Origin of the sequence: Cupriavidus necator, from assembly GCF_040578825.1 — a bacterium.
GTDB classification, from domain to species: Bacteria; Pseudomonadota; Gammaproteobacteria; order Burkholderiales; family Burkholderiaceae; genus Cupriavidus; species Cupriavidus necator_E.
In genome coordinates this window covers 35418-48014 of sequence record NZ_JBEFLI010000057.1, presented here as the reverse complement: position 1 = coordinate 48014, position 12597 = coordinate 35418, and the positions used below count along the sequence as shown (strand labels likewise).

The window sequence follows — 12597 nt, the reverse complement described above, 5'->3', positions numbered from 1 at the left end:
CGCCATTCAACGCAGCAGCGAAGCTCAGCGTGCTCGAGAATCTGAGTCGCGAGGTGCTACGGGAAGTTTCACCGCGCATGCTGGTTGTCGATGAAGTTCATCACCTCTTGGCGGGAAGTTATCGCGAGCAGCGCGCCTCACTGAACCTGCTCAAATTTCTCGCCAACGATCTCCAGATGACGATCGTCCTTGTGGGAACGCACGATGCTGAGTTTGCACTTCAGACCGATGCGCAAATGAGCAGTCGCTTTGCGCGCTTCGAGATGCCTCGATGGCAGGAGTCGGAAGCCTTCCGAGGTCTCCTGGCGGCATTCGAGCGCATTCTTCCTTTGCGGCGGCCGTCAAACCTGTCGAGAAGAGAGGTTGTCTCGGCGGTTGTAGAGGCGAGCGGAGGCTTGACCGGTGAGGTTTCGCGGCTTTTGAATTAGCTTGCGATCCGCGATGGACGGGAAATGATTGATGTCTCACACATTGAACACGCCCGGAGCTGCATGCTCTAACCGGCCGAGGCCGTGGCCCGTTGCACCGCGTCCCTTTGATGGGGAGGCATTTGGAGGCTGGCTGGGACGACTCGCTGGAAAGTACTCCATGACGGTTGAACAGCTTTGGACGCACGCAGATCTCGGTCCGATGCCAACCCTGACGCAAAGGAAATGGCTACTGTTTCCGCCAGTGCCGATCGAGACCTTGGAACGTCTCTCACAGCTAACCCGCGTGAGCGTGGATCGCCTGAGAGCTATGCAGACCCCAATCGGTTGGATCTACGAAAGACGTCGCTTACCGTATTGCTATCCCTGTTTGATCCTGAATCCTACCGATGTCGGTTCGCCATTCTGGAGACTCGAGTGGCTGGATCGGGCCTCTTCAATGTGCGTGCAACATCCCGGCAAGCTTGAAACGACCTGGTACTGGAATCTCTATTACCTTGGTAACTTTAATCAACTGCTTCGAAGAGCGCACGCAACGCCCCACCGGGACCTTGTTTCGCATGGGAAAGATACAGTCGCACGAATGCTGAGCGTAAAAATGCTACGGTCGCATGAATGTTGAGCGTGGCTCGCACGAATGACGATCTTCAACAACAGATGTTGAGAAGTCTTGGAAAATAAAAACGCAATTAACCACCAGAAAAACAGCCGCGACAAGCAAAGAGAGCTTCCGGGGAAGGGGCCATCGACGTGATGGTGTCACCTCTGCATAATTTCACTTTCGTGAAAGTTATTCCACATCTATGCCGAGGCCGCTTCCTGATCCAACTCCGCCATCACGCGCGACAATCCGAAGCATTGACCAGCTTGGCGACCGGATACGGGCAACGCGGGCAAGGGTAGGCATGCCCATTGACCAGGCTGCCGCTGCGCAACGGCCTTTCGGCGTTGGACGACAAATTCCGCGACTGTGGCTCTGCGGACTGGTAATTCGACTACTGTGGGTTGAATGTTAGTTTCTGCGTATCTCCATGACTCAACCTACGGAGCGCGAATTTGCGATTGCGCGAGTTCTGCGTCCCCTTGGAAGGGGACCGCTCTCGCGCAAGCAAGCAGATTACGCTGGCAAACTGCTCAGGATGCATCGGTCCACCGTCTATCGTCTTCGGCAACGATTTCTTGCTGATCCAGTCGCGAGTGCGCTGAGCCCATATGACCGCGGTCCGAGATCCGGAAAGGGGCGACTGCCGGCGCAAGTCGAAAACATCGTGAACGATGTACTATCCACTTGGCTGCCGCAGCAGCGCTATCTGGCGCACCCGCTGTTTGAGCTGACCATTGAAATCCGCAAACGTTGTGCCGCGGCTGGCGTCACCGCACCAGCCAGGTCAACCGTTTCACGGCGTTGGGCCGCTTATCGCAAGGAAGAGGCGCTTCTGCATGCGGCGTTACCGGCGGCAGCAATTCCGCCTGGCAGTCTCGTCGCGCGTTACCCGATGGACATCGTTCAGGTCGATCACACGCTGGCCGATGTGATCGTGGTGGATGAGCTATATCGGCGCCCTATCGGTAGGCCATGGCTTAGCCTTGCTGTTGACGTTGCCACACGATGTGTCGTGGGAGTGTATGTGGGAATGGACCGCCCGAATGCGGCCACGGTCGCTCTCCTATTGACGCGCGTCGTGCTTCCTAAGGTGAACTGGCTCGCCAGTCTCGAGGTCAGTGCCGATTGGCCGATGCACGGTATCCCGAAAGTGCTTCACCTCGACAACGCGGCCGAGTTCAAAAGCAGGGCGCTGCGTTCCGGGTGTAGCCAGTACGGGGTGGAGTTGATGTATCGTCCCGCCGGACGCCCATACTTTGGCGGACATATCGAACGATTGAATCGGACCCTCATGGAGCGCGTACACAGCTTGCCGGGATCGACTGGTTCGTCCCCGAAGGGGCGCAAAGCCAGGCCGCCTGAACGAGAGGCATCCCTGACTATCCGAGAATTTGAGAAATGGCTGGTCCTGGAGGTCGCGCAGCGCTATCACCATAATGCGCACCGGGGGTTGCGCGGAGCCACTCCCTACTCCATGTGGGCCACACTTGGCGGCGAGACGCCTCCGAAGTTGCTTCCCGATACGGCGTCCGAAGCTTTGCGGTTCCTGATCCAGTTCCTGCCGATGACACATAGAACGGTCCAGGCGGATGGCCTCACGCTATTCTACATTCGGTACTGGCATCCAATCTTTACTGCGTGGCGGGCAACCAAGCAGAAGGTCATTACACGGTTTCACCCCGAAGATCTCTCCAAAATTTTTGTCAGCGTTGATGGCAAACGGTACCTCGAGGCGACCTTTGCCGACTTGCGCCGCGATCGCGTTTCGTTATGGGAGCAACGCAGCGCATTGCGGCATCTGCGCGCCCAAGGACAGGAATACGTCAGCGAGGCTATGCTGTTCATGGCCATTGATGAACAGCGCCGCATCGTTGCGCGCGCAAGAACACAGTCGTTGGGTGCAAGCCGTCGACGCAATGTCTTGAAGGATCCGGTGCCAAGGAACGCTCGGCAAGAGAACTCTCAAGTTCGGCAAGGCGAAAGCGCATCGGTGAGACCCACTGAGGCGTCCGTCGACTACAGCAAGCCAGCCATAGCGTACGATGTAGAGCAATGGTGATCCGTAATGGGCGCGCTACTCACACATCTGTTGCCTACTGCCAGACCGCTGGCACAATGCGATGACAATGTCCGGATTCGAGGACTAGCCCGTAACCGGTGGATCGACTACCCGCGTGCCACGCAGGCGCTGGAGATTCTTGAACGACTCATCCAGACACCAGAGCGCGAGCGTATGCCATGCCTGTTACTGCACGGGGACTCCAATATCGGAAAAAGCGCAGATAATCTCCAAGTTTCAGCGTCATCATCCGCCCGAGTATGACGAGGAGAAGGGCGTGGAGATGTGCAAAATCGTCGCCATGCAGATGCCGCCGACACCTGATCAGCAGCGATTCTATGCGTCACTGCTTTTCGAGCTGGGTGCGCCTTTCAATGCTACGGCCCGCCTGTCCGCGCTCGAGAAGCTGACCCGAGAGCTGCTTCGGAAGGTAGCGCCGCGGATGCTGATTGTTGACGAGGTCCATCACTTGCTCGCAGGAAGCTACCGGGAACAGAGGGCATCCTTGAATCTGCTAAAGTTCCTGGCAAATGATTTGAAAATCTCCATCGTCCTCGTTGGCACCCAAGACGCCGTGATCGCGTTGCAAACGGATCCGCAGATGGTGAGCCGGTTCACACGCTTCGAAGTTCCCAGGTGGCACGAATCAGAGGCCTTCCGATGCCTCCTTGCTGCATTCGAACGGATTCTGCCTCTTCGACGGCCGTCGAACCTGGCGCGGCAAGAGATGGTTCACGCGATTCTGGCGGCGAGCGGCGGACTAACCGGGGAGGTATCGCGGGTGCTCAATGTTGCGACTGAACTCGCCATTCGCGACGGCGGAGAGGTGATCGAACTTGGCCACATCGAGAATGCATCGCGAGGTATCCCGTGCTGAGCTTGTGAGACCTTGGCCGGTGGCGCCACGTCCGTTTGACGACGAGGCCTTTGGCGGTTGGCTGGGGCGCTTGGCAGCAACGTATCGAATCAGCGTTTCCCAGTTATGGGCGAGTGGGCACCTTGGGGAATTCCCCTGCTTGCCCCGCTGTGGATGGCTGCTGTTTCCGCCGGTTGATGAGCCGGTGCTTGCCCGTCTCGCAGCTTTGACACACGTTAACATCGACAGACTAGTGGCGATCCAAACGCCCGCGGCATGGGTGTCCGAACGCAGCGGCCTCCCGTTCTGCTTCGAGTGCCTCGCTCTGAATCCCTTCGATGTCTTTGCGCCTCGCTGGAAACGTGAGTGGCTGAATCCGGTGGCAATGGCCTGTGAAATTCACGATCACCGCTTCCGGTCATCTCATCGTTCAGATTACATCAGCTCAAAAATCTCAGTGCAGTGATGCGTTGCGTAGGGAAGCGGTACGCGGGGGATCGCGACCCGTTATGAAGCCCCCTTGGAACGCCAAGGTCGCAGTATTAGTGGTCACCATTCGCAGAATTATCGATCTGCAACAAATCTCTCGCACCGTTACTGAGGAAGGGGGTAAAACGCAATTAATCGCCCATTTTGAACGACGACCATGAACTTGCGGATAGGCAGCCGGGGAACTTGAAGCCCGGCGCGCGTGCGCTCGACGGTCAACTCACGCTCCATCTCGGCAAGACTGGTCATCACATGGGAGAGGAACCGACCTGGCAGCGGGCCGGTATCGATGGCCTCGGTCAGGCTCTTGAACTGGACTCCTTGCCGACGCAACTCACCTATCAGATCGACCAGTTGCTTGACGCTGCGACCCGATCGATCCAGCTTCCCTCGGCGAAGAGTTTGTCGTTCGAGACCTTGAAGGTTTCTACCCGATGCGGCTTGAGTCCGTGCGCCTGCCAGATGCGCCGCACGCTCGCCGCACTGATACCGCTCGCCGCTGCCATGCTTCGCGTGCTCCAATGCGTCGTGTTATCGGGGCGTTGCTGCGTGGTCAGCGCCACGATGGCCTTGACCTTGCGCGCCGAGATCTTCGGTTTGCGCCCAGGGCGCGTGTGGTCGTGCTCAATACCCGCCACACCGTCGGCGATATAGCGAGCCCGCCAGCGCGCCACCGTACCTCGCCAGACACCGAGCTCCGCACCGATCTCTTTGTCTGTCTGGCCCTGTGCCGCGAGCAATATCATCTTGGCACGCTCGGCCAGTCGAACCGGGACCATCCGGCCAGCCGCCCACGTTTCTAACTGTTTGCGCTGGCCTTCGCTTAGCTCAACTGTTGCCGCGATTCTCATGGGTTTTCCCTCATTCCATACACATGGAGACTCACAAATTGCGATTAAGTTGCATTATTTATGGCGCACTACACTAGTGCCGCAGTACCAATGTAACTGCCTTGGTCAGCCTGTATCAGCGGCTTGAATGCTGGAACGCCTGCAACGCTCCGACCGATGTCCTTCGGATTGTACGGGCGTCGCATTAGAACCGTTCCGTCGGGTCGCAGCAACGTGAGCGAGCCGTGGTCGCCAAGAGTCATCCCGTCGAACAGGCGGCGGAAGTAGTTCAGCCGAAGCGTTCCGACGACGATACCTGCAAACTGGCCGTGGCTATCCGTCAACCGCTGGCTCAGCCCGACTGACATCTCTGTCGTCGTGAGATGCGGTGAGAATGGCTTGCTGATCACAAGCCCAGCATCGGCCGACTGCTGTTGAATCGTGAAGTAGTCCCGGTCACTTAAATTGACCTTTCTGGGAGGGACCGAGCGCGAATCAATTTCGACATCGCCCGCACTGTTCGTGACCAAGAGCGCGCCCATATCCTTAGCGTTGGTTGACCTGTCGAAGAGGACGCGCTGCCGAATCTGTGATGGCAATCGCAACACAGCCGGGTCGTTAACACCGTCAATGACGGCATTTATCGATAGTTCCTAGACTTCGATGTTGCGTTCAATATCACGCTGCAGAATCAGGGAAAGATTGTCAGCGGTGTCGCGAGCACGTGCGAACGCGTCCAAGCGCATTTCGTAAAGCGCTATTGCAGTAATGCACGCCATGGTCAAGGCGGCAGCAAGCGCCCCTATGATGAAAAGAGTGGGGCGAGCCAGAAAGTCTCGGAACGGGTGTGTGCTCGGATTCTAACTGCGTATCTCAAACCGTCTAGCGGAATCGAGGGGCCAATTTCCTACGGTTCCTTTCGAGCCATGTTGCGATTGCGGTTTGTTGTTAGCCAGCGGGCAGGGTCGCGTGAACTGTGGGTCAGTATTTCCACGACGTCGCCAGCCCACGTCCGGACACTTGCGAAGCTTGCGATAATCGGCTCCCTTGCGCCGTTCAGGCATGCCGCTTACCGACTTCTGCAATCAGCGGCGCCACAGAGTGTGCAATCCACAAGTTCGTCGGCAATCGCTTCAGGCGATAAAGCACCGTCCGGCCGGTACCAGCGCACCGTGCCATGCAAGGCGCTGAGAAAGAAGCGGCAAGCCATCGCGTCCGCGCGTCTGATGTGGCCACCCTCCTTGAGGCGAGCGAACGCGGCTTGCCACAATGCCTCGAAGCGGTGGCGAATCGCCAGCACGGCTTCGAGCTGCGGGCCTTCCAGGTAGCGCCATTCATCCACCACCATCGGAACCATCCCGCCTGACGCCTCGAGCAAGCGTCGCAGATGCGCGCGCGCCAGCGCGCGGAAGTAATCCAGCGCCGGCATCGTCTGGGAATCGATCGCCTCAAGCTCAGCCAGGCATGCCAGCAGTCCTTCTTCCACGCCGGCGAAGAGCAGGTCCTGCTTGCTGGCGAAATGATAGAAGGGGCTGCCTGATTGCATGTTGATGGCCCGCGCGATGTCGCGCATGGTCGTGCCGTGGTAGCCCTTTTCCTTGAACAGCAACGCCGCTGCGATGACGAGGTCATTTCGGCGATTGACGTCATTGATTTCTTCGCGTTTCGGTCGCGCCATATCTCTTGCTCGATGTCACTCCGTTCGGTGGCGGGCGTCATTCTAGACGCTAGACGCGATGCCTGAAGCCGTCGGCTCGACAAGCCCTGATCTGTCCCGCACTACAGTTCGAAGTGTACGCCACAAATAAACCAATCACTTGCTTTTTTTATTTCCTGTTCCTACACTTCCTCCCGCTGCGATCAGCTCCCTGCCAGGTGGGACCTGAAGTAGCCAAGATGGAGGAGACAAGTGGACGAGAATTTTTGCGTCGAACGTAGTGGCCACGTGCTGGCAGTGACGTTTGGAGCGCATGAAGTGCGCAACGTGATGAACGAGGCGTGGTTCTGCGAGTTGGAACAACGCCTCTATGAGGCAGAGCAGGATCAGCAGACCCGCGTGGTCCTGCTGCGCGCGCGGGGCGAAGCATTCTGTGCCGGCGGCGATCTGCGTGGCTTTCAGGCCGGGCCTTTGCCGGAGGGCTATGTGCGCTCGGCCTTTGCCCGGCTGCTGATGCGCCTGGACGACTTCGAGAAGCCGATCGTTGCCGCCGTGCATGGCAGCGCAATCGGTGGTGGCACGACGCTCCTGCTGCATTGCGACTTCGTCTTCGCGGCCGCGGGGACGACGTTCCAGTTGCCGTTCACCCGACTTGGCCTGGTGCCGGAATTTGGCTCGAGCTACCTGCTGCCGCTGCATGCCGGCTTGCGGCTCGCCAACGAACTGGTCCTGCTGGCCCAGCCATTTGACGCCGAGAAGGCCTTGCGCGCCGGCATCGTCAATGAAGTGCTCGCTCCGGAAGCCGTATTGGCGCGCGCCGAGGCGACAGCGACGTCACTGGCGGCGCTCCCGCCCGCCGCCATGCGGGCCAGCAAGCGGCTGCTCAAGATGGGCCACCGGGCGGGCCTGGCCGCCGCCATGGCGGCCGAGGGTAAAGCGCTGGAGGCCTGCTTTGCCTCCGCGGAGATGCAGGAGGCCATCGCCGCCTTCTTCGCGCGGCGCCAGCCCGATTTTTCCCGCTTTTCCTGATTGGAGAGAGAGTCGATGTCTGAATCCATTCTTGTCGAGCGCCGGGACAACGCGCTCTGGCTCACCCTGAACCGGCCGGATGCCCACAACGCGCTGAATCGCGCCATGACCGCGAAACTGGCCGACGCATTTCGTGCGGCGTCCGACGATAACTCCATTCGCGCGGTAGTGCTGACGGCGGCAGGGGATCGCACCTTCTGTGCAGGTGCCGACCTGAAAGGCGATGCCGGAAGCACGTTCGCCACGGGGCGCGCGGAGAATCCGCTGGTACAGGTGTACCGGGCCATGCGCGCCTGTCACAAGCCGATCATCGGGCGCGTCAATGGCAGCGCCCTTGGCGGCGGGCTGGGGCTGGTGTCGGCCTGCGATCTGGCGCTTGCCGCGGAGCATGCGCGCTTCGGTACGCCCGAAGTCAAGGTAGGCGTGTTCCCGATGATGATCACCACCTACCTGATCCGCCAGTTGCCGCGGCGCCGCTACTGGGAGATGGCCTTCTTGGGCGAGGCGCTGAATGCGGAAGAGGCCGAGCGTTACCACCTGATCAATCGTGCCGTGCCGGCCGTGGAACTGGACCGCCATGTCGCGGATGTCATCGCCCGGCTTGAAGCCAACTCGCCCAATGCGCTGCGACTGGGCAAGCAGGCGCTCGACCTGATGCAGGACATGTCTGTGGACCAGACCCTTGCCTACGCCGAACTGATGATCGAGCGGCTGGCCGGCAGCGACGAAGCGCGCGAGGGCATGGCCGCCTTCGCTGAAAAGCGCAAGCCGCGCTGGGCTAGCATCGAAGGGGCGTGCCATGACTGACCGCAGGATTGCTATCGGCTGCTCCTCCGGCTTTTGGGGGGACAGCTTGGAAGCTGCTGCCCAACTGGTCCATCGCGGCAAGATCGATTATCTGGTGTCTGACTATCTTGCCGAGATCACGATGTCGCTGCTTGCCCGGGCTCGGGCAAAGAACCCCGAGCTGGGTTATCCCCCTGACTTCGTCGAGACCCTCGCTCCGCTACTGCCCGCCATTGCCGAGCGCGGCATCCGCGTGGTGTCGAACGCTGGGGGTATCAACCCGCGCGCATGCCGCCAGGCGCTGGCCATGGCAGCCGAAGCGGCGGGCGTGACGCTGCGCATCGCTGTCATCGAAGGCGACGACCTGATGTCGCGGGTTGAGGAGATCGCCGCGCTCGCCCCAACTGAAATGTTCACGGGAGCGCCGTTTCCCCGGCGATTGCAAAGCTGCAATGCTTATCTCGGTGCGCGTGCCATTGCCACTGCGCTGGACCTGGGCGCCGACATCGTGCTGACCGGCCGCTGTGTGGACTCGGCGGTCACGCTCGGCATCCTCATGCACGAGTTTGGCTGGCAAGACACTGACTATGACCGGCTTGCGGCCGGCAGCCTCGCCGGCCATGTGATCGAATGCGGCCCGCAATGCACGGGCGGGTTGTTTACCGACTGGGCCGAGGTCCCGGGCTGGGAGGACATGGGCTATCCCATCGTCGAATGCGCGGCCGACGGCAGCTTTACGGTGACCAAACCAGACGGCACCGGCGGCATGGTGACCACTGCTACCGTGGCCGAACAGATCGTGTATGAGATCGGCGACCCTGCCGCCTATATCCTGCCGGATGTCGTGTGCGACTTCACCGAGGTCAAGCTCACGCAGGAAGGACCCGATCGCGTTCATGTGCGGGGCGCGCGCGGCCGCGCGCCGACGCCCACCTACAAGGTGAGCGCCACCTATGCCGACGGCTGGCGCGTGATCGCCACGATGATGGTGGCCGGGCGGGACGCCGCAGCCAAGGCCCGCCGCATGGGGGTGGCGATCATCGAGCGCACCCGCCGGTTGAACCTGGCGGCAGGACGTGCGGACTATCGCGAGACCTCGGTTGAAGTGATTGGCGCCGATGACACCTACGGCGCTACCGGCCGCCATGCCGACAACGCGCGCGAGGTAGTACTGAAGATGGGGCTGCGCCATGACGACAAGAGCGCGCTGGATCTGTTCGGGCGCGAGATGACGCAGGCAGGGGTCGCAATGGCGCAGGGCACCACCGGGTTGTTTGGCGGCCGGCCATCGCCCTCGCCGGTGGTCCGGCTGTTCTCCTTCCTGCTCGACAAAGGCATGGTGCCGGTCCAGGCGGAACTGGGAGGCACTGTTATGCACGTGCCTGTTGCATCCGGGAAGCCTCTCCAGCAGCGGGAGCCGGCGCCAGTGGACTCGCCTGTCATGCAGCCCGGTTTCCCGCAGGTGGTCGAGGTACCACTGATCGCCCTGGCCTGGGGCCGCAGCGGCGACAAGGGCAACGACGCCAACATCGGCATCATCGCGCGGCGCGCGGAGTTCCTGCCGGTTCTGCGTCGGGAACTGACGACCGAACGGGTCGGCGCCTTCTTCGGGCATTACCTCACCGGGACCGTGTGCTGCTGGGAGTTGCCCGGCTTCCATGCGCTGAATTTCCTGCTGGGTGGTGTCCTGGGCGGGGGCGGCATCGCGTCGTTGCGCTATGACCCGCAGGGCAAGAGCTACGCGCAGATGCTGATGGACCTGCCGATTCGCGTGCCTGCTTCGTGGCTGGCGCCGGACGGACCACTGGAAGGGTACGCGGCAAGCATTCAGGTATCGAACATCAAGCAACAGCCATCCGGAGCCCTCCTGCCATGACTCCAATCCATACGGTGTTGATTGCGAACCGCGGTGAAATCGCGGCACGCATTCTCCGCACCTGCCGCCGACTGGGCAAGCGTGCCGTCGTTGTCTATCACGCAGCGGACCAGGATTCGCTGGCGGTACGTCTGGCCGATGAGGCCTACCGGATCGACGGGGCCACGCCAGTGGCTGCCTATCTCTCGATCGACAACATTCTTGCGGCCTGCCGTGCGACGGGGGCAGATGCGGTACACCCGGGCTTCGGGTTCCTTTCGGAGAACGCCGGGTTCGCCCGCGCCCTCGATGCGGCGGGTATCCGTTTCATCGGCCCCGGCGCCGACGCGATCGATGCGATGGGCGACAAGATCCGTTCCAAACGGATCGCGCAGCAAGCGGGCGTCAACACGATTCCCGGCTACGACGGCGAAATCCGCAATGCCGACCATGCGCTCGACGTGGCAAGCTCGATCGGCTTTCCGGTCATCCTGAAAGCCAGCGCGGGTGGCGGCGGCAAGGGCATGCGGGTCATTCAAGACGCCGAGCCGGAAGCCTGCCGCGCGGCATTCGAGCGCACCACCAGCGAGGCGCAGGCCGCATTCGGCGACGCGCGCGTGTTCCTTGAGAAGTACATCGAGCGCCCGCGTCATATCGAGATCCAGGTATTGGGCGATCAGCACGGCAACGTGGTGCATCTGGGCGAGCGCGAGTGCTCGATCCAGCGCCGCCACCAGAAGGTGATCGAGGAAGCGCCATCGTCGTTCGTGGATGCGTCGCTACGCGAGGCAATGGGTGCCCAAGCGGTGGCCCTGGCGAAGGAGGTAGGCTACACCTCGGCGGGTACGGTGGAATTCGTGGTGGATCCTTCGGGGGCGTTCTACTTTCTCGAGATGAACACGCGCATCCAGGTCGAGCATCCCGTCACCGAAATGATCACCGGCCTGGATATCGTCGCCGAGCAGATCCGCATTGCGGAGGGCGAGCCGCTGGGCTTCGGCCAGGACGAGATCCAACTCAAGGGGCATGCGATCGAGTGCCGGCTGTGCGCAGAGGATGCCGAGCGCGATTTCATGCCGGCGACCGGAAAGCTGCGGATGTTTCGCCCCCCGGAGATGGACGGCTTCCGCCTCGATGCGGGCGTGCAGGAGGGCGACATCGTGACCTCGGCATTCGACCCGATGCTGGCCAAGCTGATCGTGCGCGGCGCGACGCGTGCCGAAGCCATCGGGCGCATGCGTGCCGTGCTGGGGCAGACGGTAGTGCTTGGCGTGACCACCAACGCAGCCTACCTCGAACGTGTCCTGGCACATCCCGAGTTCGCCGCCGGCAACACCTACACCAGCTTTCTGGAAGAACACAAGGCTGCGCTGCAAATACCGGCGCCTACGCCGGAGCAGGCCGCAGTGGTGCTCGCAGCGGCCTTGCTGAGCAACCGCACGCTGGCCGATGCGCGCTTTGCACCACCAGCAATCCATGGCGCGATGCAAAACTGGAGAAACGAATGAAGCTGACAGCGGAACTGGGTACCGGCGGGCGCCATCAGGTTGCGCTGGCGCGTCATGCTCGTGGCGGGCGGGTCGATATCGACGGCGTGGCGTCCGATGTGGTGAAGGATGAAATGCCGGACGGCAGTCTTGCACTCACGCTGGGCGGCCGCACGCATGTCGTCTGGGTCGCCCAGCATGGCGAGACTGCCTATGTCCACGCCTTTGGGCGCGCGTGGACGGTCACGCTGCGGGATCCGGTGCGTGGCGGCGGCGCCGACGCGGAAGAGGGCGATCTCTGCCTGGCGCCGATGCCTGGCACTGTGGTCGAACTGGCGGTCGCTGTCGGCGATCGCGTCAGCGCGGGCCAAACCTTGATTGTCATCGAGAGTATGAAAATGCAACTCAACCTCGAAGCGGCCCGCGACGGCGTGGTCGCCGAGCTGCCCTTTGCGAAGGGGGATGTGTTCGACCGCGACGCACTGCTGGTGCGGCTTGAAGCAAGGGAGGCATGAGC

At 61.3% G+C, this 12597-nt stretch carries 14 protein-coding genes and 2 pseudogenes; 12 read left to right on the top strand and 4 right to left on the bottom strand.

What is annotated here, in order from left to right; translation table 11 throughout:
* The 7 genes from AB1I47_RS24345 to AB1I47_RS33870 form a co-directional block, all read left to right on the top strand.
* Positions 1 to 428, top strand: a 428-nt coding sequence (locus AB1I47_RS24345; protein ID WP_354686272.1) for a TniB family NTP-binding protein, incomplete at its 5' end; no start/stop codon positions are given.
* A 31-nt stretch (positions 429 to 459) separates the two neighbouring features.
* On the top strand, positions 460 to 1050 hold the full coding sequence (locus AB1I47_RS24340) for a TniQ family protein (protein WP_354686271.1): 591 nt from the start codon (positions 460 to 462) through the stop codon (positions 1048 to 1050).
* A 646-nt stretch (positions 1051 to 1696) separates the two neighbouring features.
* Positions 1697 to 3091, top strand: a complete 1395-nt coding sequence (locus tag AB1I47_RS24335; protein ID WP_354686270.1) for a Mu transposase C-terminal domain-containing protein — start codon at positions 1697 to 1699, stop codon at positions 3089 to 3091.
* 6 nt (positions 3092 to 3097) lie between these two features.
* A complete protein-coding gene (locus AB1I47_RS24330) occupies positions 3098 to 3355 on the top strand; it encodes a TniB family NTP-binding protein (protein ID WP_354686269.1) in 258 nt (85 codons plus the stop codon).
* On the top strand, positions 3297 to 3968 hold the full coding sequence (locus AB1I47_RS24325; RefSeq protein WP_354686276.1) for a TniB family NTP-binding protein: 672 nt from the start codon (positions 3297 to 3299) through the stop codon (positions 3966 to 3968). The genes AB1I47_RS24330 and AB1I47_RS24325 overlap by 59 nt, the downstream gene beginning before the upstream one ends.
* Positions 3943 to 4413, top strand: a complete 471-nt coding sequence (locus tag AB1I47_RS24320) for a TniQ family protein (protein ID WP_354686268.1) — start codon at positions 3943 to 3945, stop codon at positions 4411 to 4413. Before AB1I47_RS24325 ends, AB1I47_RS24320 begins: the two co-directional genes overlap by 26 nt.
* The gene (locus AB1I47_RS33870) at positions 4340 to 4597 is read left to right on the top strand and encodes a hypothetical protein (RefSeq protein ID WP_407935902.1); all 258 of its coding nucleotides are present in this window, start codon (positions 4340 to 4342) and stop codon (positions 4595 to 4597) included. Before AB1I47_RS24320 ends, AB1I47_RS33870 begins: the two co-directional genes overlap by 74 nt.
* A gap of 1 nt (position 4598) precedes the next feature.
* On the opposite strand, the pseudogene AB1I47_RS24315 reads toward AB1I47_RS33870, so the two are convergent.
* The 4 genes and pseudogenes from AB1I47_RS24315 to AB1I47_RS24300 form a co-directional block, all read right to left on the bottom strand.
* Positions 4599 to 4847: pseudogene (locus AB1I47_RS24315) on the bottom strand (recombinase family protein); the annotation flags it as partial.
* Positions 4826 to 5287: pseudogene (locus AB1I47_RS24310) on the bottom strand (helix-turn-helix domain-containing protein); the annotation flags it as partial. The pseudogenes AB1I47_RS24310 and AB1I47_RS24315, both read right to left, overlap by 22 nt.
* A gap of 68 nt (positions 5288 to 5355) precedes the next feature.
* Positions 5356 to 5808, bottom strand: a complete 453-nt coding sequence (locus tag AB1I47_RS24305; RefSeq protein WP_354686267.1) for a PDC sensor domain-containing protein — start codon at positions 5806 to 5808, stop codon at positions 5356 to 5358.
* Between the two features lie 527 nt (positions 5809 to 6335).
* Entirely contained in the window at positions 6336 to 6944 is a 609-nt protein-coding gene (locus AB1I47_RS24300; RefSeq protein WP_354686266.1) for a TetR/AcrR family transcriptional regulator, read from the bottom strand.
* Between the two features lie 231 nt (positions 6945 to 7175).
* Between AB1I47_RS24300 and AB1I47_RS24295 the strand changes: the two genes are divergently transcribed.
* Genes AB1I47_RS24295 through AB1I47_RS24275 form a run of 5 tightly spaced genes read left to right on the top strand, consistent with a single transcriptional unit; the run spans position 7176 to position 12595 of the window.
* The gene (locus AB1I47_RS24295; protein WP_354686265.1) at positions 7176 to 7952 is read left to right on the top strand and encodes an enoyl-CoA hydratase/isomerase family protein; all 777 of its coding nucleotides are present in this window, start codon (positions 7176 to 7178) and stop codon (positions 7950 to 7952) included.
* A 15-nt stretch (positions 7953 to 7967) separates the two neighbouring features.
* The gene (locus AB1I47_RS24290) at positions 7968 to 8759 is read left to right on the top strand and encodes an enoyl-CoA hydratase-related protein (protein ID WP_354686264.1); all 792 of its coding nucleotides are present in this window, start codon (positions 7968 to 7970) and stop codon (positions 8757 to 8759) included.
* Positions 8752 to 10614, top strand: coding sequence for an acyclic terpene utilization AtuA family protein (locus tag AB1I47_RS24285; protein ID WP_354686263.1), 1863 nt, complete (start codon positions 8752 to 8754; stop codon positions 10612 to 10614). Before AB1I47_RS24290 ends, AB1I47_RS24285 begins: the two co-directional genes overlap by 8 nt.
* Positions 10521 to 12101, top strand: a complete 1581-nt coding sequence (locus tag AB1I47_RS24280; protein WP_354686262.1) for an acetyl-CoA carboxylase biotin carboxylase subunit — start codon at positions 10521 to 10523, stop codon at positions 12099 to 12101. Before AB1I47_RS24285 ends, AB1I47_RS24280 begins: the two co-directional genes overlap by 94 nt.
* Positions 12098 to 12595, top strand: a complete 498-nt coding sequence (locus tag AB1I47_RS24275) for an acyl-CoA carboxylase biotin carboxyl carrier protein subunit (protein ID WP_354686261.1) — start codon at positions 12098 to 12100, stop codon at positions 12593 to 12595. The genes AB1I47_RS24280 and AB1I47_RS24275 overlap by 4 nt, the downstream gene beginning before the upstream one ends.
* Positions 12596 to 12597: the final 2 nt, after the last annotated feature.

Bases quoted from the DNA above. Each gene is read 5' to 3' on its own strand.
- AB1I47_RS24320 (WP_354686268.1), top strand. From the start codon at position 3,943: ATGCATCGCGAGGTATCCCGTGCTGAGCTTGTGAGACCTTGGCCGGTG.
- AB1I47_RS24340 (WP_354686271.1), top strand. From the start codon at position 460: ATGTCTCACACATTGAACACGCCCGGAGCTGCATGCTCTAACCGGCCG.
- AB1I47_RS24285 (WP_354686263.1), top strand. From the start codon at position 8,752: ATGACTGACCGCAGGATTGCTATCGGCTGCTCCTCCGGCTTTTGGGGG.
- AB1I47_RS24330 (WP_354686269.1), top strand. From the start codon at position 3,098: ATGGGCGCGCTACTCACACATCTGTTGCCTACTGCCAGACCGCTGGCA.
- AB1I47_RS24290 (WP_354686264.1), top strand. From the start codon at position 7,968: ATGTCTGAATCCATTCTTGTCGAGCGCCGGGACAACGCGCTCTGGCTC.
- AB1I47_RS24275 (WP_354686261.1), top strand. From the start codon at position 12,098: ATGAAGCTGACAGCGGAACTGGGTACCGGCGGGCGCCATCAGGTTGCG.
- AB1I47_RS24305 (WP_354686267.1), bottom strand. From the start codon at position 5,808: ATGGGCGCGCTCTTGGTCACGAACAGTGCGGGCGATGTCGAAATTGAT.
- AB1I47_RS24300 (WP_354686266.1), bottom strand. From the start codon at position 6,944: ATGGCGCGACCGAAACGCGAAGAAATCAATGACGTCAATCGCCGAAAT.